The following is a 21,499-nucleotide window of genomic DNA, read 5'->3' on the forward strand; positions in this document are numbered from 1 at the left end:
GCGGTACGCCATGTGAGCCGGGCCACTCCTGACCCCGTGCGGTGGGGTCCCCCTCCTCCTCTCCCCCCTTCCCCCGCCACCGCCACCGCCTCCTCACCTCGCTCCCCCGCCCACCGCCCGTCGGGTCCGTCGCCCGGCCCGGGACCTCAACGGACTTTGGGGGCTCTTTTAAGGCTTTCTGAAGATGGCCTTCTCGCTGCCACTTCCCCGCCGGAGGGGTCCTAGGCTCTCGACCACCCCCCACGGTCCCGGTGGGCGCGATCGCGTCCACCGGGTACGGGGTGGTGTGCCGTCAGCCGAAGACAAGCCGAGGTGTCCTTGCGTATGGGTTCCCACCGAGCCGCTCGCCCGTCCCGTTCCCACGCCCGCCCCCGTGGCGGACTCAGAACACGCGGTACCGCGCTGGTGCTCGGCGCCGTCACTGTGACGGCGGGTGTCGGGGTCACCCTGACCGTCTCCGGGGGCGAGGACGGCGGCACCGCGGACCGGGTCACCACGAGGGCCGCCGGTGAGGCCGCGGGCGCCCGGGACGCCGCGGGCGGCGCGGCGCCGCTCGCGTCGCCGTCGGCGAGCCCGCGTGCCACGGCGTCCGGCTCGCCGTTCGCGAGTACCGAGCCGGACGGGGGTACCGAGCCGACCGGCAAACCGGCCAAGGCGGCCGGCTCGGCCACCGGACCGGCGAAGACGGCCGGGCCCGCGTCCGGGGCACCCGACAAGGCGACGGCGCGAAGCCGCGGCGACCGCCCGTCGGACGGCGGCAGCGGCTCCGGTGCGGGCACCCGGTCGGGGCCTGCTTCGGATCCGGGATCGGGGTCGGGTCCGGATTCGGGTTCCGGTGGGGCGGGCGACAGCCCCGAGGCGCGGGTTCTGGCGCTCGTCAACGAGGAGCGCGCCGCGGCCGGCTGCTCGCCGGTCACGGCGAACGACCGGCTGACCCGTGCCGCCGACGAGTACAGCGACGTCATGGCCGGCAGCGGCGTGCTGTCCCACACGGGACCCGACGGCTCCACCATGGCGAGCCGTGTCGAGGCCGCCGGTTACCAGTGGTCCGCGGTGGGCGAGAACATAGCCCAGGGGCAGAGCGACGCGGCCTCGGTGATGGACTCCTGGATGAACAGCGCGGGACACCGCGCGAACATACTCAACTGCTCCTTCAAGGAGCTCGGCGTCGGTGTCCACTTCGGCGACGGCGGCCCCTGGTGGACGCAGGACTTCGGCACCGGCCTCTGAAGCGCTTCAGCGTCCGCCGTCGGCGAGCGCGAACGACACCCGTACCCGCGCGCCGCCCAGTGGCGCGCGGTCGATGGACAGTTCACCGTCCGCCGCGCGCGACGCCCGGGCCACGATGTCCAGGCCGAGTCCCGTGGAGCCGCCGACGCTGACACCCCGGGTGAGTGCCGCCTCCGGGTCCGCCACGCCCGGCCCGGCGTCGTCGACCGTCAGGACGACGTGCCGGTCCGTCCGCTCCACACGGACGACGAAGGCGGTGCCCTGCGGGGTGTGCCGGAACACGTTGCCGATCAGCGCGTCGACGACGGCCGCGAGGTCGTCCTCGGAGAAGGCCACGGGCGCCGGGCGCGGCGTGAGCGAGCGCTCGCACAGGCGTTCCTGCTGGGCGGCGAGGACCGACCAGAAGTCCAGGCGCGTGGCGACCACTTCGGCGACGTCGCACGGTTTCGACGTACCGGTCCCCGCCCCGCCGGGCTGCGTCGCCGCCAGCGGCGTGCGCGCCGCGGCGATGATCGAGTCCAGCTCGCTCTCCAGCTCCCCCGCCGCCTGCCTGACCCGCCGGGCGCTGGGCGTCGCCCCCATCCGGTCGGCCTCCAGGTAGAGGGCGGTCAGCGGGGTGCGCAGCCGGTGGGAGAGGTCGGCGACCAGCTCCCGCTCGACGGCGAGCAGGTCGACGACCCGGTCGGCCATGGTGTTGAACGCCACCCCGGCCTCCTGGAGTTCGGGCGGCCCGTCGGGCTCCACCCGTACGTCGAGATCGCCGGAGCCGAGGGCGAGCGAGGCGCGCTCGAGGCTGCGGGAGGAGCGGACGACGCGGGCGCCGAGCCGGTCGGCGACCAGGACCGATCCACCGACCAGGCCCAGCGCGAGCAGGGCCATCACGCCCCACGAGGCGGCCACGCCCCGGGTGAGATCCGCGGCGGGCACATAGGCCTCGACGACCGCCACCCGGTCGCCCCGCAGGACGACGGGCTGGAGGTAGACCCAGCCGTCCGCGGTGTCGACGGCGAGCGTCTCACGCCCCCGCACGGCCCGGTCGAGGGCGTCCGTCGGCGCGTGCGGGGTCCCGACGAAGCCGCCGCCGGGCAGCCGTACGGCGAGTTGGTCGGACGAGCCGAGTTCCGCCACGGCCTGCTGGACGTCGGTACGCCGGGTGGTGAGGGCGAGGACCGGCGACAGGGCCGCGGCGCGCTGCTCGGCGGCGGTGGTGACCCGGTCGCGGGCCTGTTCGCGGACGAGGAGGGCGAGCGGGATGAGGAACGACAGCGCCACCATCGAGGTGACGGCCAGCGCGATGCCGGCGAGGGCACGCCTCATGGCGCGCTGACCAGTTTTATGCCGATCCCGCGCACGGTGCGGAGGTAACGGGGCGCTCGCGGGTTCTCCCCCATCTTGCGGCGGAGCGCGGAGAGGTGGACGTCCACCGTCTGGTCCTCCAGGTACGGCTGCTGCCACACCTCGGCGAGGATGCGCTGCCGGGACATGACCTGGTCGGCGTTGGCGGCCAGGTAGGCGAGCAGGTCGAACTCGCGGCGGGTGAGCGGCAGTTCCCGGCCGGCGAGGTGCGCGGTGCGGGCCGTGGGGTCGATGCGCAGGTCGGCGACCTGGAGGACCGGCTGCCGTGCGGTCCGGACGTCGGCGGGCACGGAGCGGCGCAGCACGGCCGCGAGTCGGGCCGCGAGCTGGCCGCCGGAGAACGGTTTCACCATGTAGTCGTCGGCTCCGGCGTTGAGCAGCCGGATGATCTCGGCGTCGTCGTCGCGGGCGGTGGCGACCAGCACCGGGACGCGGGAGACGCCCCGGATCATCCGCAGTACGTCCAGCCCGTCCAGGTCGGGCAGTCCGAGGTCGAGCACCACGATGTCGGGCGGGCTCTGGGTGATGTCGCGCAACGCCTCGAATCCCTGGTGGGCGGTCCTCACCGCGTAGCCGTGCCCGGTCAGGACCTCGATCAGCGCGGTCCGGATCACGGGGTCGTCCTCGACGACAAGTACGGAGGCCATGGGCAGGCACGTTAGCCGGTCCGTCACCATGGTGTCGTGCCCCGCCTCCTGCGTTACCTGATCATCTGGCTGTCGTGCACGGCCGCCAGCGTCACGGCCGTCATCATCACGATCCACTTCGTGGTGGGCTCGACGCGGCCGACCGCGCCGGTCGCGCAGTCGGCCCCGGAGGAGCTTCCGGCGTCCCCCCGGCCCACCGCGTCGAAGACGGCGAAGCGCTCCCCCAGCCCGTCGGCGACCAGCCGGGAACCCGGCCCGACGCCGTCCCGCACCCGTACGGGCGAGAAGACGCGCGAGCCGAGTCGGACACCTGCGCCGACGCCGACGCCGACCGCCCGCGCCACGCCCCCGGAGCCGTCGGCGGGAGGGGGAGAACCGGGGTGCGAGGAGGGCGGGTCCGGCGTGTACACCGTGCCGTCCGAGGGCGGCAAGGCGACCGTGCGCTTCGGCGCCGGCGGGGTGTGCCTGATCTCGGCCGTGCCGGACCAGGGCTTCACGGTGAGTACGGGCCAGGGCGCGCCCGAGACGCTGACGGTGACGTTCTCGGCGAGCCGCCACCGGTCGGAGATCACCGCGACGACGCGGCCGCGGAGCCAGGCCAGTGTCCGCGAGGTGTCGTTCTGACGCCCGTCGCCCGTCGGGCGCCCGGTGCCGGGCGGCGGGGGCGCGCGGCCCCCGCCGTCCGGTGCGCGCGTACGGTCACGTCGCGCGGCAGGCGGTGCCGTTGAGGCTGAAGGCGGCCGGGGCGGTGTTGGTGGCGCCCTTCCCGGCGGTGAAGCCGAGGGTGACCGTGCCGCCGGCGGGGATGGTGGCGGTGTAGGAGGCCGGAGCGACGCTCACCGCGCCGGCGTTCTGGGTGGCGGTGCCTCCCCACATGTTCGTGATGGTCTGGCCGTCCGCGAAGGCGAAGGCGAGTGTCCACGGGCCGAGGGAGGAGCTCCCGGTGTTGCGGACGGCGATCTCGCCCTGGAAGCCCCCGGGCCACTCGCCGACGACGCGGTATCCGACGGAGCAGGCGGTGCCCGGGGTGCCGCCGCCCGCGTCGGTCGTGACGTCCACGGTGGCGGAGCGGGCCGAGCGGTTGCCCGCCGCGTGGCGGGCGTAGACGGCGAAGGTGTAGGCGGTGTCGGCGGTGAGGCCAGGTGATCACCGCGCCGGGCGGGCGGCCCGAGCCGGCCCCCGGGGCCGCACACGACCGGCTGCTCGCGGCTCTGGTCGCACACCGGGGGCGCCGGCGCACACACCGGGGAGCCGTCAGGGCAGGTCGCCCCGCCAGTCGAAGCGCCGGGGGGCGCCCGGCCTCGGCCCGTACGCGCAGTGGCCGCCCGCCCCGTAGCGGCCCATCTCCGTGGCCAGTGACACTCCCCGGCCGCGCTCCTCCTCCGTGAGGTCGGTGACGTCCAGCAGCAGACCGTCCAGCGGCCCGCCCACCAGCTGCGCGTAGACGCGGCCGGCCCGCGGCCCGGGGTTGTCGTGGTCCGCGCCGTACACCCTGCCCCGCATGAACTCCACCTCATCCATGACGGGCAGCCTCGCATCCGCCACTGACAACGGCGCGGCCGGACAGGAAGGGGCGCCCTCAGAGCGGCGGGTCGTCCAGCGGTTCCAGCCGGCAGCGGGCCCCTTCCCGGGCTGTCGCGGCCCGTGCGGCGCCGGACACCGCGGGAACGGCGAACGATCGTGGTAGACATCGTGGGTGAGGGGCACTGGCAGGGAAGACCCGTTCCGGCACAGCGCGACAACAGGAGTGAGTGAGTAGCCCGTGCTATTGAAGACGTTCCGTTGGGCCTTCGCCGTCACCGCCCTGGGCCTGGCCGCCGGAGTGCTGTACGACGGGTGGACCGCCTTCGGTCTCGTCGCCATCCTCGCCGTGCTGGAGATCTCCCTGTCGTTCGACAACGCGGTGATCAACGCCGGGATCCTGAAGAAGATGAGTGCCTTCTGGCAGAAGATCTTCCTCACCGTCGGCATTCTCATCGCCGTCTTCGGTATGCGCCTGGTGTTCCCGGTCGTGATCGTGGCGGTCAGCGCCCGGCTGGGGCCGATCGAGGCCGTCGACCTCGCGCTCACCGACAAGGACCGCTATCAGGAGCTGGTGACGGACGCCCATCCGTCGATCGCCGCCTTCGGTGGCATGTTCCTCCTGATGATCTTCCTCGACTTCGTCTTCGAGGACCGGGACGTCAAGTGGCTGGGCTGGCTGGAGCGTCCGCTGGCCAGGCTCGGCAGGGTCGACATGCTGTCGGTGTGCATCGCCCTGATCGTGCTGCTCGTCTCCTCGATCACCTTCGGCGCCCACGCTCACCAGCACGGGGGCGTGCATGCCGACAAGGCGGAGACGGTCCTGCTCGCCGGTGTCGCCGGCCTGATCACCTACATGGTGGTGGGTGGTCTCTCCGGGTTCTTCGAGGACAGACTCGAACAGGAGGAGGAGCGCGGGCACGCGGCCGAGGCGGAGGCCGAACATGCGGGCAGGTCCCGCTCGTCCGTCGCCCTCACCGGCAAGGCCGCGTTCTTCATGTTCCTCTACCTGGAGGTCCTGGACGCGTCGTTCTCCTTCGACGGCGTCATCGGCGCCTTCGCCATCACCAACGACATCGTGCTGATGGCCCTCGGTCTCGGCATCGGCGCCATGTACGTCCGGTCCCTGACCGTCTACCTGGTCCGTCAGGGCACCCTCGACGACTACGTCTACCTGGAGCACGGCGCCCACTACGCCATCGGCGCCCTCGCCCTCATCCTGCTGGTCACCATCCAGTACCAGATCAACGAGCTCATCACCGGCCTCATCGGCGTGGTCCTGATCGGTTCGTCCTTCTGGTCCTCCGTGCGCCGCAACCGCGCGCTCGCGGCGGCTTCCTGACGCGGCGGCCGGTCGGTCGTACCGCAGGGGCCGGGTGGCCGAACGGGTGCGCTACATTTTGCATCGCCTTGACCGCGATCATTCACGATCTCTCACGCTACGGAGCCGGCATCCCCATGAGCGACATCGTCAACGGACTGGGCCGGGCCACCGCCTACGGCGGCCTGGGTCTGGTCCTCCTGGTCCTCGGCATCGTCCTGGTGGACGTGCTGACGCCCGGAAAGCTCGGCCGGCAGATCTGGGAGCAGCGCAACCGCAACGCCGCCGCGGTGCTCAGCTCCGCGCTGCTCGGTATCGGCGGCATCGTGTTCACCTCCATCTGGACGACCTACGAGGACTTCGGCAAGGGCCTGGTCTCGACGGCGGCGTTCGGCCTGCTGGGGCTCGTGATGATGGCCGTGGCCTTCCTGGTGGTCGACCTGATCACGCCGGGGCGGCTCGGCGCGACGCTGGTCGAGCCGGAGCCCCACCCGGCCGTGTGGGTGACGGCGTCCTGCAACCTCGCGGTCTCCGCCGTCATCTCGGCCTCCATCGCCTGAGGCCGCCCCCGGTCACACAAGACGCCTGATGTCCCCGCGCACCCGGTAGAAACCGCCCGACGCGGCGTGCAGGGCGTCGACCACGTAGCGTGCGCCCGGTTCCCGGATCGCCCTCGGGAACTGGACGTTCCACGACGGGTCGTACCCTTCCGACACCACGTGGATCCGGGTCCGGCCGTTCTCCTGGACGCACTCCACGACCACCGAACCCGCGGGTGCCGCGGCGACGGTCGTCACCGAACCGGCCGCGGTGGCGGGCGCGTACGTCGGCAGCGCGGCGGCGAGCTTGACGTCACGGGCGACGGGCACCGAGCCCTGCTGGGCGGCGGTGACCGCCGCCTCGCTCGCGTCCACGCACACCAGGGAACCGTCCGTGGTGACCAGGAAGAGCCGCTCGTCCCGGTACTGCATCGACAGGGCCGAGCCGCCGCCCGTGCCCAGCTTCCACAGCCGCGTGCCGTCCCGGTCGAAGCAGTACACCGAGGAGGCCGAGTCCCCGGCGAAGACGAACCGGCCGCCGGGCGAGGTGGCGCACGAGTACACCGGGCTGTCGCAGTGGTAGGTCGCCTCGATGGCGCCGGTGGCCTTCGACAGTCGCTGGACCGTGTGGCGCCCGGTACCCGCGTACACCGCGTCGTCCTCCTGCCAGCCGAAGAGCACGGCGCCCTGCGTGGGCGTGTGCCACAACTCGGTGCCGCCGTCCGGGGAGTGGGCCGTGACGCCGTGCGTGTGCCCGTGGTAGACGGCCCGGTCGTCGGCGCGCACCATCCACGCGTGCTCGCCGCGCCCGCCGCGCGCCCACTGGTGCTCGTCCTCGTGGTCGATCACGGTGAGCCGCCCGGCTCGGTCCGCGACGTTCAGCACGCCCTCGTGGATGTCGAGCCAGAAGATGTCCACGTCGGCCGCGATGTCGTAGGCCGCGAACGGCAGTTTGGACGACAGGTCGTACACCCGGCCGTCGTCGCAGCCGGCGTAGATCCAGAAGTCGTCGGCGACCAGGCACTTGACGCCGTCCGGCAGCTGGTAACGGGCGAGGACCTCGCCTCCGTGCGCGAGGGTGTAGACGTCGCCCGCCTGGTTCCCCACCCAGCAGCGCTCCTCGTCGATGTGGATGCCGAACGCGGCGGAGCCCGTGCGGAAGCGCCACAGGACGGGGGCGACGGCGCGGGCCGTGGACGGCGCCGAGGTCACCTGGCGGCGCGTGACCGCGCGGGGCGCCCGCTGCCCCTGCACGGCGGGGGCGTAGCCCTTGCGCACCTTCTCGCTGATCTTCTTCGCGGCCGCCGCCTCGGCCTTCTGGGCGGTGGGGAAGGTCGACGTCTGGGTCTGCCCCGCGGCACCGATCCGGCCGTAGCGCACCGTCACGACCTGCCCCTGGACGGTGACTTCGTAGAACTTGTGCGCGCCCCCGCCGTCCTGCGACAGCTCCAGATACGTCTTCGTCATGGCAGACCTCTCCCCGGATCGGCCCGCGGTGCGTCCGCGGGTCCCACTGACTGAACCGTAGAAGATCCCACTGACAATCGGGCGGCGCGCCCGGTGGCTCAGGAGACGGTCGCGGGCGGCGGGGTCCAGCGGCTGGTGCGGGAGGCGGCGCCGGCGACGCCGTACTCCTTCCTGAGCTGTTCGGGGATGGCGTAGTGCATGACGCGTCCGCGGGTGAGGGAGGACAGTTCGAGGATCGTGGTGAGGTGGCCGAGGCGGTCGAGCGCCCAGGCTCCCAGGGGGGAGCGGTCCTCGATCGTCTCCAGGACACCGAGCAGGTGCGGGGCGGCCGTCACGAGGGTGTCCCAGGGGCTGCGGGGCACGTCCAGCCAGTCGGCGCACGTGTCGCCGACGAGGTAGCGGATCAGGGCGGGGACGACCGGGTCGAAGAGGGTGCCGGGGACGACTTCCTCGTACAGGTCGATCAGCTGCCTCGTCAGGTGGGCGCCTTCCTCGGACGGGCCCATGTGGCGCAGCATGTAGAGGTCGAGGAACCGCCGCCCCTCGTCGAGCGTGGTGGGGACGGCCGTCTGGTCGACGCCGAGCATGGCGCCGACCACGCGCCACGCGTAGAAGTAGGCGTCCGCCCCCTCGGCGGACATGTGGATGCCGAGACGGTGCAGGCTGTCCAGGACGAGCAGGGAGAAGAACATCTGCCCGCCGATCATGTCCTCCTGGCAGATCGGCGCGCCGAGGGTCTCGGTGTCCCAGCGGTTCTCCCGTTTCAGGTGGTGGCGGACGGCGGCGTGCAGCAGGCGTACCTTCTGCGCTGCCGGGATGAACCGGCCCCCGGCTTCGAACGCGTCCGGACGCATGAGGTAGACGGTGAACTGGCCGGTCTCCGCCATCCGTTTGGAGGGGTAGCTCAGCCCGTGGGTGGCCGACAGCAGCTTGGCCACGTGCGGGACGACGTAGCAGGCGGGCATGGACGCGAACGACAGGGCCGTGGCGATGTGCACGTTGTTGTCGAGGAAGAACAGGCGGGCCTTCTCCATCTCGGACCAGTCCACCCAGTCGGGCGGTGTGCCGGTCACCCGCAGGTACTCCCGGGCCACCCCGGGCAGGCCCTCCGGTGGTTGCTGGCCGGTGGTGGAGACGTGGCGCATCAGGGAGTTGAACATGCCGACCTCGCCGCGCTCGAACAGGGTGGCGACGACGGCGTCGGCGAGTTCGTCGCCGTCGTGGCGGAGGGCGTCCATCGACGTCTCGGTGAAGCTCATCACGGTCTCCTCGTCAGTGGATGCGGTCGGTGGCCCGCTGGGCCAGGTCGCGCAGCGCCCGGCGCGCGTGCGGTGGCGTCCCGGTGTGGTCCAGGGCGCGGGTGGCCCGCTCCACGCGGGTGAGGATCATCCGCTCGACCCGTTGCGGAGCCTTCAGCTCCAGCATGAGGTCCCGGATGTCGCGCAGGTGGGTCGCGTCCAGGTCGCCGCGGCCCAACACGCCGCCCAGCAGCTCGCGCTGGGACGCGTCGGCGGCCTGCCAGGTCTCGGCCAGCAGTGCGGTGGGCCGGTGGGCGCGCAGGTCGTCCAGGGCCGCCTTGCCGGTGTGCTCCGGGTCTCCGAACAGGCCGAGCAGGTCGTCGCGGAGCTGGAACGCTTCGCCGAGCGGCAGTCCGTAGGCCGAGTAGGTGTCGCGCAGTGCGGGAGGGGCCCCGGCGAGCAGGCCGCCGATGAGCAGGGGGTGCTCGACGGTGTACTTGGCGGTCTTGTACCGGACCACCTTCAGCGAGGTCCCGGTGTCCGGTCGTCCGCCGGTGTGCAGGATCTCCAGGCACTCGCCGGCGACGAGTTCGCGGGCGAGCGCGGCCCACAGACCGCGGGCGCGGGCGAGGTAGGCGGCGGGGAGACCGCTGGTGATGAACAACTGCCCGGCGAGGGCCATCAGGTGGTCGCCCACCAGCATGGCCAGGGACCGGGCGGCCGCACGGACCCGGCGGCGGCCGTCCCGGGCCTGCTCCGGGGCGGGGTGGTGCGGGACAGGATGCCGGCCTGTCCCGCGGGCCGTCGTCAGTACGGCTTCCAGGGCGACGTGGGCGGTGGGCAGACCGTGGCGCAGACGGCTGTCGTCGATGAGGTCGTCGTGGACGGTCGCCGCGGCGTGCACCAGCTCCATGGAGGCCGCCGCCCGTACGAGCGCGTCGCTGTCGGGCTGTCCGGCCGCGCGCCAGCCCCAGTAGCAGAAGGCCGCTCGCAGCCGTTTGCCGTGCCCGGCCGCGTTCCGCAGTTGCTCGGCCACGGGCGTGAGAGCGTCGTCGACGGCCACGAAGTGGCCGGCCTCCTCCTCCAGGAAGGCGCGCAGGACGTCGTCGACGCGGGCCTTGAAGGCGTCCGGGTCCCAGCGGTCAGACATCGCCGCCGTCCGCTGCCCGCCGCGCCCGCGCGTGCCGGGCGAGCACCTCCAGGTGGGCGGGTGGCACGTTGGTCCAACGGTCCAGGGCCAGCCTGCCCCGGGCCTGGAGATCCTGTTCCGCCTCCCGCACCAGGTCGGCGGTGTCCGAGCGGCCGAGGAGCCCGCGCAGCCCGCCCACCGCCGCCCCGAACGTGCTCACCGCCAGGTCGGCGAGTCCGGCGACCAGCAGTACGGCCTGGTCGTCCAGGCCTCGGCCCCGCTGCGTCGAGTGTGTCGAGTGCGTCATGCTTCCCCCCGGAGGGCGCGTCGTCACTGATGCGTCTGGTCAACGGCGCATCGGCTCAGAGCATGACCGGGCACCCGGGGTGGAAGATCCCGAATACCCTTTTGAGTGACACGGGGAACAGGTGTCGGGCGGGCCGGTTCAGTCGTCCGAGTCGCCCCGCCCGCCCGGGCCGCGACCGGAGTTCCCCGGACCGCGTACCAGTTCGCCCACCGACAGGGTCGCGGCAGCCACGCCCCGCACCCACCGGGGGCCGCCCCGCGCCGCCCACACGACGCAGACACACCCACCGACGACGAGCACCAGGACGCCGGACAGAACCGCCACAGCCATGTACGTTCCCTTGCTCTTCCGTAGTCCCCCGGGACCCGTCGGCCGCCGGTCACCCGGCCCGGTCGATGCTCCACCCCGGCAGCCCCTCGAAGAAGGCGACCGCCTCCTCGCGCCACCGCGGACGCCAGCCCGCCGCCACCAGACGGGCCTGCTCAGCGTACCGCCGCATGTCCTCGCGCATCAGGGCGGGCACCCCGTGGCGCTCGCCGATCCCGCGGACCTCGGCGACGGTCTCCGGCGGGCAGGCGGGGTCGCCCAGGGCCGCCTCCACGACCGCGCGCTCGGAGCCGCTCACGGTGGACAGCAGGCGGACGACGGTGTAGCTGCGCCTTCCCTCGCGGATGTCGGTACCGGTCGGCTTTCCCATCGTGGCCGCGTCGCCGAAGAGGTCCAAGTAGTCGTCACGCATCTGCCCGCAGATGCCGACCAGGCGGGCGTAACGACGCAACTCCTGTGCGTGGGCGGCCGGTTGTTCACCGGCGGCCAGCAGTCCGAGTTCGAGGGGCGCGAGGACCGAGTAGCGGGCCGACTTGTGGTCGGCGACATCGTGCAGGACCTCGTCGTCCGGGACGGTGGCGGCGAAGTCGCGCTCCAGGTCGACGATCTGGCCGACGAACGTGTCGGCCGCGGCCCGGGTCTGGACCTCGACCATCGCCTGCCGCACGGCCGGGGGGAGCTCGGCGTCCAGGAGCACGCGCAGCGAGAGGGCGAGCGCCAGGTCGCCCGCGAGTACGGTCAGGGCGAGCGCCGCGCGCGGATGCCGGGGGAACCTGTCCCGGTAGGCGTAGTAGGTGGTGGGTCCGCCCCGGCGGGTGGCGCTGTCGTCGATGAGGTCGTCGTGCACCAGTCCGTGGGTCTGCAGCAGTTCGACGCTGAGCGCGGCGGCGTCCAGCCCTGGCACCGGCTCGGCGGTCACCAGGCGCGCGGCCTCGTGCAGCAGCACGACCCGCATCCGCTTGCCGCCTCGCAGCGAGAGGTCGCGCAGCAGGTCCAGGCAGTCCGGGGTGAAGCGGCTGAAGGAGGGCGTGTCCCACGTCGTGCCCAGCGTGTCGAAGTACTCCGCGAAGAGGGTGTCGAACCGCCGCTGACACCGGGCGGCGCGGTCCAGCGGGTGCTCGGTGGTCACGAGGTCCTCCTGGGGGTGGGGCGGATGGGCACGCACCGCAGTGTGCCAGGAGGCTCGGGCACCGAGCGGCACGGCCCGGCGGGCACGGACATGGCAGGGCCCGGCCCCGCCGGTGGCGGGGCCGGGCCTCGCGCGCGGCTCAGCCCTGGCGGGCCTTGGAACGCGGGTCCTTCTTGTTGATCACATAGGTCACGCCCCGGCGACGCACCACCTGAGCACCGGGCCTGGCCTTCAGTGAGCGCAGGGAGTTGCGCACCTTCATGAGAATCCCTCCTCGGTCCGTCGCGCCGTTCAGCGTTCCTCGCGGAACAGGACGTGCTCCGCCGCCACCGGGTCGTACTTGCGCAGGACGAGCCGGTCGGGGTCGTTGAGCCGGTTCTTGCGCGTCACATAGGTGACGCCGGTCCCCGCCGTCGACTTCAGCCGGACGACCGGGCGTGCGGTGCCGCGTGCCATGGGAACTCCTTCCGACCGCACGCGCGGCAACGGTTCTGATCCGCGCATGTCAGTCACGTCCCGCTCAACACCGTCCCCCGCCGGAGCATTCCCCGTGGCGCCGGCCGGGCGTGGCCCGGGTCAGCACCCCTGCCACAGCCGGGGCGTCGACGTGCGCGGCGTGCACGAGAGCGGCGTCCGGTCGCGGTGCCGGGCGCCGCGGACGCGGTGTTCGCCGGCGGCGGCAGCTCCTTCCGGCTGCCGGACGCGCCGCACCGGGCTGCGGGAGGGGCGAGTCCGGCACGCGTGCCTGGTCGCAGCGACGCCGGAGACCGTCCGGGCCTCCGGCGTCACCCGTACCGGCGCGTCGGCGCCCGTTCGGCCGGGGGCCGCTCCCCGGGTCAGGCCACGTGGCCGTCGGGGCGCACCAGCACCCTGCGTACGGCGCTCCACCCCGGGCCGGCGTCCACCGGGCGGACGGTGTGGTGACGGGTGCCGTGCGGCAGCGGGCGGCCGGCCGGCACCGCGTCGGCGCCCTGGTGGCCGTCGAGTTCGAGCAGCAGGTGCCTGCCGTCCCGCAGCAGGGAGAAGAGACCGGTGCCGTCCGCGAAGGCCAGGTCCGGGGCCCTGGTGCCGGCCAGCGGGTGGGAGGTGCCGGGGCCGGCCGGGGGGTAGCCGACGTCCAGCGCGCCGAGGCGTTCGGCGAGCGCGCGGGAGAAGGCGGGGACGGTGCCGATCAGGTCGGACAGGACGGCGCGCAGGGCGTGTCCTTCGGGTGAGTAGCCGGTCATGAGCGCGGTCTGCGCGCGGGTCCAGGTGAGCAGGTCCGCGCCGACGGGATGGCGTTCGGCGTGGTAGGTGTCCAGCAGCCACTCGGGGGCGGTGCCGAGCGCCGTCGCGGCCAGCTTCCAGGCGAGGTTGGTGGCGTCCTGGAAGCCGACGTTCAGTCCCACGCCCCCGGCGGGGAAGTGCATGTGCGCCGCGTCGCCCGCGAGCAGGACGCGGCCCCTGCGGTAGGCGGCGGCCTGGCGGGTGGCGTTGCCGAAGCGGGAGAGCCACTCGGGGTCGCGCATGCCGAAGTCGTCACCCAGGACACGCCGGGTCCTGCGGCGCATCTCCTCCAGGGTCAACTCACCCGGGTGGTCGCCGCGCCGGTCTTCCGGGGCGTGACCCACGAAGCGGGTGACCCCGCCCGGCATGGGCACCGCCATGAGGCCCCCCTCCGGCCCGGAGACGCTGAGGGGCAGGGCCGGGGTCCGGGCGAGGACGACGTCACCGAGCCAGCCCCAGAGGGTCGCGTCGGTGCCGGGGAAGTCGATGCCCGCGGCCTCACGGACCCGGCTGCGGGTGCCGTCGCAGCCCACGACCCAGCGCGCCCGCAGGACGTACGGCCCCGCGGGCCCCTCCGCCTCGATCCGCACGGCTTCCGGCCCCTGCTCCAGCCCCGTCACCCGGTGCCCGCGCAGGATGCGGGCGCCCCGGGACCGGGCGTGGCGTTCGAGGAGGGCCTCGGTGCGCGCCTGCGGCAGGAACAGGGTGAAGGGGTAGGGGGTGTCCAGGACCTGGAAGTCCATACGGGATTCCAGCGACCCGAAATGGCCCGTGGGCACCGGCATGCCCTCCCCGACGAAGTCGTCCGCGAGGCCTCGCATGCCCAGGATCTCCAGGGTCCGGGGATGGAGGGTGAGCGCCTTCGAGTGCGGATCGCGTTCGGTACGCGCCTCCAGCACGGTCACCGGGACACCCTGCAACCGCAGCTCCGCCGCCAGCCACAGCCCGGTGGGACCGGCTCCGACCACGACGATCTCTTCGATCTCTTCCACACCCATCTCCTTGGTCACTGACCAATACGTCTCCTCGCACTAAACTAGGTCAGTGACCAAAAAGCAAACGGACCCCTCCCCCCGCACCCGCCTGTCCCCCGCCGTCGTGGTGGACGAAGCCCTGCGGCTGCTCGACGAGGCGGGGCTGGAGGCCGTCACCACGCGCGCCGTCGCCGACCGGCTCGGCGTCCGGATGAACACGGTGCTGTGGCACGTCAAGACCAAGACACGACTGCTGGAACTGATGGCCGACGCCGTCGCCGGCACGATCACCTACGAGGCTCTGCCCGAGGACCCGGGCGAGCGGGCCCGTGAGCTGACGCGGCGTTACCGGCGCTCCCTGCTCGCCCACCGTGACGGCGCCGCACTGGTGGCAGGCACCTACGCCCCCGACCCGCACACCCTGCGCTTCGCCGACACCCTCGTCGCCGCCCTCGCGTGCCACGACGACACCCGGGACACGGCGGCCTGGACCCTGTACGCCCTCGTCTACTTCACCCTGGGGCTCACCCAGGAGGAACAGGCCGCGGACACCGCCGACGAGCACCGCCTGCGCGCGGCGGTCGCGTCCGGCCCGTACCCCGCCCTCGCGGCGTCCCTCGACACCCTCACCAGCCACCACTTCGACGCCCGTTTCGAGGACGGCGTCAACCGCATCCTCGGCGGCGGCACGCCCGCCGGACGAGCGGGGAGCGCGCGCGGCCCGTCGGCACCGCCGCTTCGCCCGTAGCCCGCCGCTGGACCGAACCGGGCACGGTCACCCTGCCGCCCCCGGGAGCGGCGTCCGGTCCGGTCCCGCGATCGGCGGATCCGTCACGGGTGGCGGACAGGGCAACACCGTCTGGGCGCCGTCGGGATGCGGTGCGGCGTGACAGCGGATGGCATGGGTGCCATGCGCAAACCCATAGCCGTGGCCTCGGGCCACTCACGCCTGCTCACATCGGGCGCCCTCCTCGCCGCCCAGTCACTCCTGCTGGCCCTGCCCGCGATCCCCGCGTCGGCCGACGAGTCCGACGGGACACCGGCCCGCGGTTCCGCCTACATGGGCATGGGTGTCCTCGCCCATGAGGGTGTCCAGGGACAGCCCGTCCCCTCCCGGGTCACCCAGACCGAAGGGGTGGACGTCTCCAGCCACCAGGGCGACGTCGCGTGGTCCACCCTCTGGAACAGCGGGGTGAGGTGGGCCTACGCGAAGGCCACCGAGGGCACCTCGTACCGCAATCCGAACTTCGCCCAGCAGTACAACGGTTCGTACGACGTCGGCATGATCCGCGGCGCCTACCACTTCGCGATCCCGGACGGCGCCGGCGGTGCCGCCCAGGCGGACTACTTCGTCGACCACGGCGGCGGCTGGACGAAGGACGGCAAGACACTGCCGGGCGTGCTCGACATCGAGTACAACCCGTACGGAGACACCTGCTACGGCAGGACGGCGAGTCAGATGGTCGGCTGGATCCGCGACTTCCTGGACCGGTACAAGGCGCGCACCGGCCGCCACGCCGCCATCTACACCTCCACCAACTGGTGGATCCAGTGCACCGGGAACTACAGCGGTTTCGGCTCCACCAACCCCTTGTGGATCGCCCGGTACGCCTCGACGGTGGGGCCGCTGCCGGCCGGTTGGAACGTCCACACGATGTGGCAGTACACCTCGACCGGGCCGACCGTCGGGGACCACGACAAGTTCAACGGCGCGCTGGACCGGGTCAAGGCACTCGCCAACGGCTGACCCGTACCGCACGGTGACCGGCGCCCGGGCTGCCGGTCAGCGACCGGAGAGGGAGCCCAGGATGCCGGCGACCTGCTCACGCACGACGCTCCGCGCCGCGGAGGGCAGTGCGCCGACATCCGTGCGCTCCAGCGCGTGCAGGACGTCGTCAGTCCCCCCGTCGCACGCCGTGGTCCCGCCGAGCACCTCGTAACCGTCCCGGACGGCGACCCGCAGGTGGGGCCGGCCCTCGCCGTCGCCGTGCACGGCGGTGGCCACGACCAGGGGCGGCGGTCCGCCGGCCTCGGCGGGCTGCTTGCGGTAGCCGCTGGCCACCGGGGTGCGCCAGCGCAGACCGAGCAGCAGGTGACGCTTGGCCACGACCTCGGCCAGGTCGGTCTCGTAGGCCCGGTCCGGCCCCAGCACCGTGGCACGGGCGTCCAGGACGAGGGCGGCGGGCAACAGGCAGCGCAGGCTGCTGCCGACGATGTTGCCACCGACCGTGGCCGTCCGGCGTACGGCCCCGGTCCCCACCGAGCCCGCCGCCCGCCGCAGCACCTCCGGTACGCGGTCGTCGATGCGGTGCAGCACCACGGCCGCACCCAGCGCCTCGGCCTCGACCGCGGTCGCCTCCGGCAGGTCACGCAGCGACATGGCCAGTTCCGGGAAGCCGTCCCGCTGCCAGGTGGCCCACACGAGGGTGGCTCCGCCGACGGGCACCGCCCCCTCCGCCATGCACTGCTGCGCCTCGGACACGGATGTGGGCAGACGCAACAGCATGGCGATCGACCTGCTTTCCCGGAGGGCGGCGGTCGGACGACACCGCGCCTCCCACCGCGTGATCACGGACACTGCGCATTGTCCGTACCGGCGCAGGGGCGCGTACAGGGCTCACTCACTCACTACGCGCGCCCTCCGCGCGCCGGGGCACCACGCGCCCGGACCGCCCGTCCCGCGCGTCCGGTCACAGCCGCGCGGCCAGGAAATCCAGCAGCGCGGCGTTGAACCGCTCGGGTCGCTCGACGCCGGGGAGATGGCCGGCCTTCTCGATGACGGCCAGGGTGGAGTGCGGGACGAGACGCCGGATGGACTCGGCCTCCGCGACGGGGGTGTAGACGTCGTCCGAGCCGACGACGACGAGGACCGGTGCCCGCACGGCGGCCAGCACGTCCCGGTAGTCCCGGCGTTCGGCCCGCCCCCGCAGTGCCGCCGCGGCACCGCGGGGATCGGTGGCGCGCATCATCGCCAGGACGCGGGCGGTCACGTCCGGCAGCGCGGCCACGTTGTAGGACGCGAGCATCTTGTCGATGACCTCGTGCGCGTAGCCGTCCATGCCCTCGGCGAGGAGCCGGTCGGCCAGCCGGTTGCGGAACTCCTTGCCCTCGGCGGTCTCGGCGGGTGCGGAGGTGTCGGACAGGACGAGCGCCCGCACCCGGTCCGGGTGACGCGCCTGGAACTCCATGGTGATCTGGCCGCCCATGGAGACGCCGCCGACCACCGCGCGCTCGATGGCCAGGTGGTCCAGGAGCGCGGCGAGGTCGTCGGCGAAGTCGGCGAGCAGGACCTTGCCGGGCGTCACGCTGCTGCGGCCGTAGCCGCGCAGGTCGGGTGTGACGACCCGGTACCCGGCTGCCGTCAGCGCCGTCACCTGGGGTGCCCAGAGGGTGCGGTTGAAGGGGTGCCCGTGGATCAGGAGGAGCGGGAGCCCGCCCGAGGGGCCGGAGTCGTCGTACTCGATCGTGGCGCCGCGCACGGTTGTGGAGTTCATTCCGGGCACCCTAACGGCGGTAGGACCGGAACGGGGCAGGGGCGTTGCCGACGTCTCACGGATTGTGGCGCACGGACGGGACGTCACCGTCGCCCTCGGCGGCGCGTCCCGCAGGAGCGGCTGCGCTTCCGGCCCGGCGGATCCGCCCGAGCGGCCCGGCGTCCGCGGGGCCGGAAGCGCAGCCGCTTCACCCCGTGCCGTCGTGAGGAGCGCGCCGCGTCTCCCGGCCGGCCTCGGGGCGCCGCGCGACGAAGACGAACTCCCGGCCCTCCCGGTCGGGAGCGTCGCGTACCTCCTCCACCACGTACCCCTGTGCCTCCAGGTCCGCCGCCACCTCCCCGCGCTCGCGGAATCGCAACGTCGAGTCGGAGGTCAGCGCCGCGCCGTCCGAGGCGAAGACGTAGGTCCAGCGGAAGCTCACCAGCGGCCACCTGACCTCCACCAGCCGGCACCAGCTCTCGACCGCCCCGGCACCGGGGACCTCCGCGACCCGGTACGTCCGGTCGCGGTCCCACTCCTCCCAGGCGCGCCGGGCCGGGTCCCGGGTCTCGAACACCAGCCGTCCGCCGGGTCGCAGGGCCTCGTACGCGCCGCGCAGCGTCCGGTGCCACACCCGCGTGTCGGTGATCTCCTGGGACGCGTTCGCCGTCATCGTCGCCAGGTCGACCCGCAGTGCGGGGAGCGAGGTCGCGTCGCCCTCGATCCACCGCACCCGGTCGCCGCCCGCCTTGCGCCGCGCCACCTCGACGGAGGCCCCGGCCGGGTCGACGCCGACGACCTCGATGCCGCGGTCGGCCAGCAGCAGGGCGAACACCCCCGTTCCGCAGCCGATGTCCAGCACCCGCCGGGCGCCGAACTCCTCCGCCATGCGCACGTACGCGTCGAGGTCGCCGCGGTCGGGGTCGAGGGCGTCGTACACCGCGGCCAGCCGTGGATGCCGGAAGCACTCGTCAGCCATGCGGCCGACGGTAGCCGACCCGGCGCCCCGGCCGGACCGCGGATCGTCCTGAGCGACGGCCCGGGCCCACGCGTGCGCAGGAGCGCCGCCCGGCCGCCCGCTCCCCCGGCCACCGCACGGCCGGGCGGGTGAACGCTCCCGCGGTCCGCCGGTCGGAGGCCATCGCCCGGGGAAGAGGGGTAGGCATGCGCGCACTCGTCATCAACTGCACCCTCAAGCCCTCACCGCAGCCGTCGAACACCGAGGCCCTCGCCGCCACGGTCATCGCGGCCCTGAAAGGCCACGGGGTGGAGGTGGACGTCGTACGGGCCGTCGACCTGCACCTGAAGCCCGGGGTCGAGACCGACATGGGCGACGGCGACGACTGGCCGGGCGTGCACGAGAAGCTGCTGTCGTCGCAGATCCTGATCGTCGCGTCGCCGACCTGGCTCGGCCGCCCGTCCTCGGTCGCCCAGCGGGTCCTCGAGCGCATGGACGCCATGCTCGCCGAGACCGACGACGAGGAGCGTCCCGTCGCCTACAACCGCGTCGCCGGGGTGCTGGTCACCGGCAACGAGGACGGCGCCCACCACGTCATCAGCGAGATCAGCGGTGCGCTCGCGGACATCGGCTACACCATTCCCGGCCAGGCCTGGACCTACTGGCACCTCGGCCCCGGGCCCGGTCCCGACTTCCTCGAGGACGACCGCGGCCACGACTGGTCCACCTCCACGGGCCGGGCCATGGCGTCCAACCTCGTCCACGCGGCGCGGGCGCTCAGCGCGATGCCCGTTCCGGCTCCGCCGTCCTGACGTCCTCCGGGGGACACGCCGTCCTCGGGCACACCGCCTGGGCATGTCTGCCTCGGCCGATGCTGGGCATTCGTGCAGGTGCAATGACGTACGCGAGGCATGAGGAGCTGAGGTCAGCCATGACGCACGACCTGACCCCGAAGTACACGGTCCCCGGCATCGAGCGCGAGGCCGCCGGACGGCTGATCGGCGTGCTGCGGTTGCGTCTGCACGCCCTCAACGATCTGCACCTGACCCTCAAGCACGTGCACTGGAACGTCGTGGGGCCGCACTTCATCGCGGTGCACGAGATGATCGACCCCCAGGTCGACCAGGTGCGTGAGATGGCCGACGACGTCGCCGAGCGCATCGCCGCTCTCGGCGGGGTGGCCCAGGGCACGCCCGGGGCGCTGGTGGCCGAGCGGAAGTGGGACGACTACTCCATCGGACGGGCCGACGCCCTCGCGCATCTCGGCGCGCTCGACCTCGTCTACACCGGCGTGGTCGAGGGCATGCGCGCGGCCATCGAGGAGGCCGGCAAGATCGACACTGCCACGGAGGACCTCCTGATCGGCCAGCTCAGGGACCTGGAGCAGTTCCAGTGGTTCGTGCGGGCCCACCTGGAGAGCGTCGGCGGCACCCTGGCGACGGCCAGCGCGGTCTCGGAGACGGAGGCCGCGGAACGCGGCGCGGAAGTCTCGTAGGCCTGCCCGGCGGGTCCGTCACGTGCACAGGTCCCGGACCCGACACGCGCATCCGCCTGACCGAGCGCCGGCGTGGCTCTGGGAGCCGTCGGCCGGACAGGTGCGAGCCCGCGCCGTCCCTGCGGCGCCTCCCCGCGCGGCAAGCGCGACGGCCGGCCGTCGCAGGGACGGCGCGGGGCTCCGCCGGGACCGGGCCCCGGGAGCCCGCCGACGTGATCGGGTGCCGGGCCCCGGAGGCCCGCCGACGCCGCCTGGCCGCCCGGCCCCCGGACTCCCGCCCCGGACCTCCTCCCCCGGTGACCGAACGCGTCCCTGGCGGACCCGGTGCCGGGACGGCCGGGCGCCGGCGCACCGCGCCGCCCGGGGAGCCGCGGCTCCCACGCCTGGTCCCGAAGACCTGTCGGACGACACGCACGTCACGGTCCGGCTCAGCGTGCGGGGCGCCCCCGGCGTCCGATGAGCACCCCGGCGAGGACCAGGTCGGCGACCAGGACCACGATCCCCACGACGAAGAGGTGGAACAGCCCCGCGACGGTCAGCCCGATCACGCCCAGCACGAGCGCCACCAGCAACAGCAGGAGGAACAGGCTCACGGTCGTCTCCCTCGGAGAGGCTCGTGGGACGCTTCAGCGCCGGCCGAGCCGGCGTTCGCCGCGGCTGCCCTGCTCGTACGGCAGCCCGTAGTGGGCGAAGACCGCGCCCTCGTCCTCGGCCGCGAGCTCGCCGTCCGGGTCGATTCCGGGCGCCTCCTTGACCAGCGCCTTGTCGTAGGTGACCTTCAGGTAGCCCGGTCCGACGGTGGCCCTGTCCACCGGGACGAATACCAGACGCCGTCGGGTCGGCAGGCCGATCATGACCGCGGCGAACGCGGGCCGGTCGGTGGCGGTGTCGAAGTAGAGGGACTCCAGAGTTCCGATCTTGCGGCCGTCGCCGTCGACGACGTCCTGGCCACGCCAGTCACGGATGTTGTCGGCTTCAAACATGCCCGGTCCTCCCTTCCGAGGACGCGCCTCACAGGACGCGCTCTTCTGTCGTGTTCCCCGCTTCACGCCCGCATCGCACGGTTTGTCCCCGCACCGGCCCACGGATCGGCTCCGCAGGGCGTCCGGAGCCGGGCGCCGG

Annotated in this window: 25 protein-coding genes and 1 pseudogene; 7 read left to right on the plus strand and 19 right to left on the minus strand. The window is 73.3% G+C overall.

All coding sequences use genetic code 11. The features are described 5' to 3' along the window. Positions 1-324: 324 nt before the first annotated feature. Entirely contained in the window at positions 325-1,230 is a 906-nt protein-coding gene (locus tag KUM32_RS03580; RefSeq protein WP_217140287.1) for a CAP domain-containing protein, read from the plus strand. Positions 1,231-1,236: 6 nt separating this feature from the next. On the opposite strand, the gene KUM32_RS03585 is transcribed toward KUM32_RS03580, so the two are convergent. The 5 genes and pseudogenes from KUM32_RS03585 to KUM32_RS03605 form a co-directional block, all read right to left on the minus strand. After that, on the minus strand, positions 1,237-2,547 hold the full coding sequence (locus tag KUM32_RS03585; RefSeq protein ID WP_217140288.1) for a HAMP domain-containing sensor histidine kinase: 1,311 nt from the start codon (positions 2,545-2,547) through the stop codon (positions 1,237-1,239). Next, the gene (locus KUM32_RS03590) at positions 2,544-3,233 is read right to left on the minus strand and encodes a response regulator transcription factor (RefSeq protein WP_217140289.1); all 690 of its coding nucleotides are present in this window, start codon (positions 3,231-3,233) and stop codon (positions 2,544-2,546) included. Before KUM32_RS03590 ends, KUM32_RS03585 begins: the two co-directional genes overlap by 4 nt. Before the next feature lie 53 nt (positions 3,234-3,286). Continuing rightward, a complete protein-coding gene (locus KUM32_RS03595; RefSeq protein ID WP_254404989.1) occupies positions 3,287-3,805 on the minus strand; it encodes a hypothetical protein in 519 nt (172 codons plus the stop codon). Between the two features lie 127 nt (positions 3,806-3,932). Beyond that, positions 3,933-4,373, minus strand: a pseudogene (locus KUM32_RS03600) (cellulose binding domain-containing protein); the annotation flags it as partial. A 114-nt stretch (positions 4,374-4,487) separates the two neighbouring features. Then, positions 4,488-4,754 (minus strand): hypothetical protein, encoded by a 267-nt coding sequence (locus KUM32_RS03605; RefSeq protein WP_217140290.1) that lies wholly within the window; start codon positions 4,752-4,754, stop codon positions 4,488-4,490. 241 nt (positions 4,755-4,995) lie between these two features. Here KUM32_RS03605 and KUM32_RS03610 point away from each other — a divergent pair, with 241 nt between their 5' ends. Both KUM32_RS03610 and KUM32_RS03615 read left to right on the plus strand, forming a co-directional pair. Next, positions 4,996-6,096 (plus strand): DUF475 domain-containing protein, encoded by a 1,101-nt coding sequence (locus KUM32_RS03610; RefSeq protein WP_217140291.1) that lies wholly within the window; start codon positions 4,996-4,998, stop codon positions 6,094-6,096. A 116-nt stretch (positions 6,097-6,212) separates the two neighbouring features. Further along, positions 6,213-6,635, plus strand: a complete 423-nt coding sequence (locus tag KUM32_RS03615; protein ID WP_217140292.1) for a DUF350 domain-containing protein — start codon at positions 6,213-6,215, stop codon at positions 6,633-6,635. Between the two features lie 12 nt (positions 6,636-6,647). Here KUM32_RS03615 and KUM32_RS03620 read toward each other — a convergent pair whose 3' ends face one another. From KUM32_RS03620 to KUM32_RS03660, 9 genes are all read right to left on the minus strand, one after another. Next, positions 6,648-8,081: a WGR domain-containing protein gene (locus KUM32_RS03620; protein ID WP_217140293.1), complete on the minus strand. Its 1,434-nt coding sequence runs from the start codon at positions 8,079-8,081 to the stop codon at positions 6,648-6,650. Positions 8,082-8,179: 98 nt separating this feature from the next. Continuing rightward, on the minus strand, positions 8,180-9,340 hold the full coding sequence (locus KUM32_RS03625) for an oxygenase MpaB family protein (protein WP_217140294.1): 1,161 nt from the start codon (positions 9,338-9,340) through the stop codon (positions 8,180-8,182). Between the two features lie 13 nt (positions 9,341-9,353). Next, positions 9,354-10,469, minus strand: coding sequence for a polyprenyl synthetase family protein (locus KUM32_RS03630; RefSeq protein ID WP_217140295.1), 1,116 nt, complete (start codon positions 10,467-10,469; stop codon positions 9,354-9,356). Next, positions 10,462-10,755: a polyprenyl synthetase gene (locus KUM32_RS03635; RefSeq protein ID WP_217140296.1), complete on the minus strand. Its 294-nt coding sequence runs from the start codon at positions 10,753-10,755 to the stop codon at positions 10,462-10,464. The genes KUM32_RS03630 and KUM32_RS03635 overlap by 8 nt, the downstream gene beginning before the upstream one ends. 138 nt (positions 10,756-10,893) lie before the next feature. Beyond that, on the minus strand, positions 10,894-11,085 hold the full coding sequence (locus KUM32_RS03640; protein ID WP_217140297.1) for a hypothetical protein: 192 nt from the start codon (positions 11,083-11,085) through the stop codon (positions 10,894-10,896). Positions 11,086-11,134: 49 nt separating this feature from the next. After that, positions 11,135-12,211, minus strand: coding sequence for a polyprenyl synthetase family protein (locus tag KUM32_RS03645; protein ID WP_217140298.1), 1,077 nt, complete (start codon positions 12,209-12,211; stop codon positions 11,135-11,137). Between the two features lie 139 nt (positions 12,212-12,350). Next, positions 12,351-12,473, minus strand: coding sequence for a type B 50S ribosomal protein L36 (gene ykgO, locus KUM32_RS03650; protein WP_217140299.1), 123 nt, complete (start codon positions 12,471-12,473; stop codon positions 12,351-12,353). A 29-nt stretch (positions 12,474-12,502) separates the two neighbouring features. Beyond that, positions 12,503-12,667, minus strand: coding sequence for a 50S ribosomal protein L33 (gene rpmG / locus KUM32_RS03655; protein WP_217140300.1), 165 nt, complete (start codon positions 12,665-12,667; stop codon positions 12,503-12,505). 380 nt (positions 12,668-13,047) lie between these two features. Beyond that, positions 13,048-14,475: an FAD-dependent monooxygenase gene (locus KUM32_RS03660; protein ID WP_217140392.1), complete on the minus strand. Its 1,428-nt coding sequence runs from the start codon at positions 14,473-14,475 to the stop codon at positions 13,048-13,050. 46 nt (positions 14,476-14,521) lie between these two features. Here KUM32_RS03660 and KUM32_RS03665 point away from each other — a divergent pair, with 46 nt between their 5' ends. Continuing rightward, positions 14,522-15,199 (plus strand): TetR/AcrR family transcriptional regulator C-terminal domain-containing protein, encoded by a 678-nt coding sequence (locus tag KUM32_RS03665; protein WP_217140301.1) that lies wholly within the window; start codon positions 14,522-14,524, stop codon positions 15,197-15,199. A 162-nt stretch (positions 15,200-15,361) separates the two neighbouring features. After that, on the plus strand, positions 15,362-16,198 hold the full coding sequence (locus KUM32_RS03670) for a lysozyme (protein ID WP_217140302.1): 837 nt from the start codon (positions 15,362-15,364) through the stop codon (positions 16,196-16,198). Positions 16,199-16,234: 36 nt separating this feature from the next. On the opposite strand, the gene KUM32_RS03675 is transcribed toward KUM32_RS03670, so the two are convergent. From KUM32_RS03675 to KUM32_RS03685, 3 genes are all read right to left on the minus strand, one after another. After that, complete coding sequence (locus tag KUM32_RS03675; RefSeq protein WP_217140303.1) at positions 16,235-16,957, minus strand: FAD binding domain-containing protein; 723 nt, start codon at positions 16,955-16,957, stop codon at positions 16,235-16,237. Between the two features lie 184 nt (positions 16,958-17,141). Further along, positions 17,142-17,945, minus strand: coding sequence for an alpha/beta fold hydrolase (locus KUM32_RS03680; RefSeq protein ID WP_217140304.1), 804 nt, complete (start codon positions 17,943-17,945; stop codon positions 17,142-17,144). A gap of 187 nt (positions 17,946-18,132) precedes the next feature. Continuing rightward, on the minus strand, positions 18,133-18,903 hold the full coding sequence (locus KUM32_RS03685; protein WP_217140305.1) for a bifunctional 2-polyprenyl-6-hydroxyphenol methylase/3-demethylubiquinol 3-O-methyltransferase UbiG: 771 nt from the start codon (positions 18,901-18,903) through the stop codon (positions 18,133-18,135). A 185-nt stretch (positions 18,904-19,088) separates the two neighbouring features. On the opposite strand from KUM32_RS03685, the gene KUM32_RS03690 reads away from it, so the two are divergent. After that, positions 19,089-19,694, plus strand: a complete 606-nt coding sequence (locus tag KUM32_RS03690; RefSeq protein WP_217140306.1) for a flavodoxin family protein — start codon at positions 19,089-19,091, stop codon at positions 19,692-19,694. A gap of 119 nt (positions 19,695-19,813) precedes the next feature. After that, positions 19,814-20,377 (plus strand): Dps family protein, encoded by a 564-nt coding sequence (locus KUM32_RS03695; protein WP_217140307.1) that lies wholly within the window; start codon positions 19,814-19,816, stop codon positions 20,375-20,377. 428 nt (positions 20,378-20,805) lie between these two features. Here KUM32_RS03695 and KUM32_RS03700 read toward each other — a convergent pair whose 3' ends face one another. Together KUM32_RS03700 and KUM32_RS03705 are read right to left on the minus strand one after the other, a co-directional pair. Beyond that, the gene (locus KUM32_RS03700) at positions 20,806-20,970 is read right to left on the minus strand and encodes a hypothetical protein (RefSeq protein WP_217140308.1); all 165 of its coding nucleotides are present in this window, start codon (positions 20,968-20,970) and stop codon (positions 20,806-20,808) included. A 33-nt stretch (positions 20,971-21,003) separates the two neighbouring features. After that, positions 21,004-21,360, minus strand: coding sequence for a PRC-barrel domain-containing protein (locus tag KUM32_RS03705; RefSeq protein WP_217140309.1), 357 nt, complete (start codon positions 21,358-21,360; stop codon positions 21,004-21,006). Positions 21,361-21,499 lie beyond the last annotated feature (139 nt).

The organism is Streptomyces sp. AC627_RSS907 (assembly GCF_019049165.1).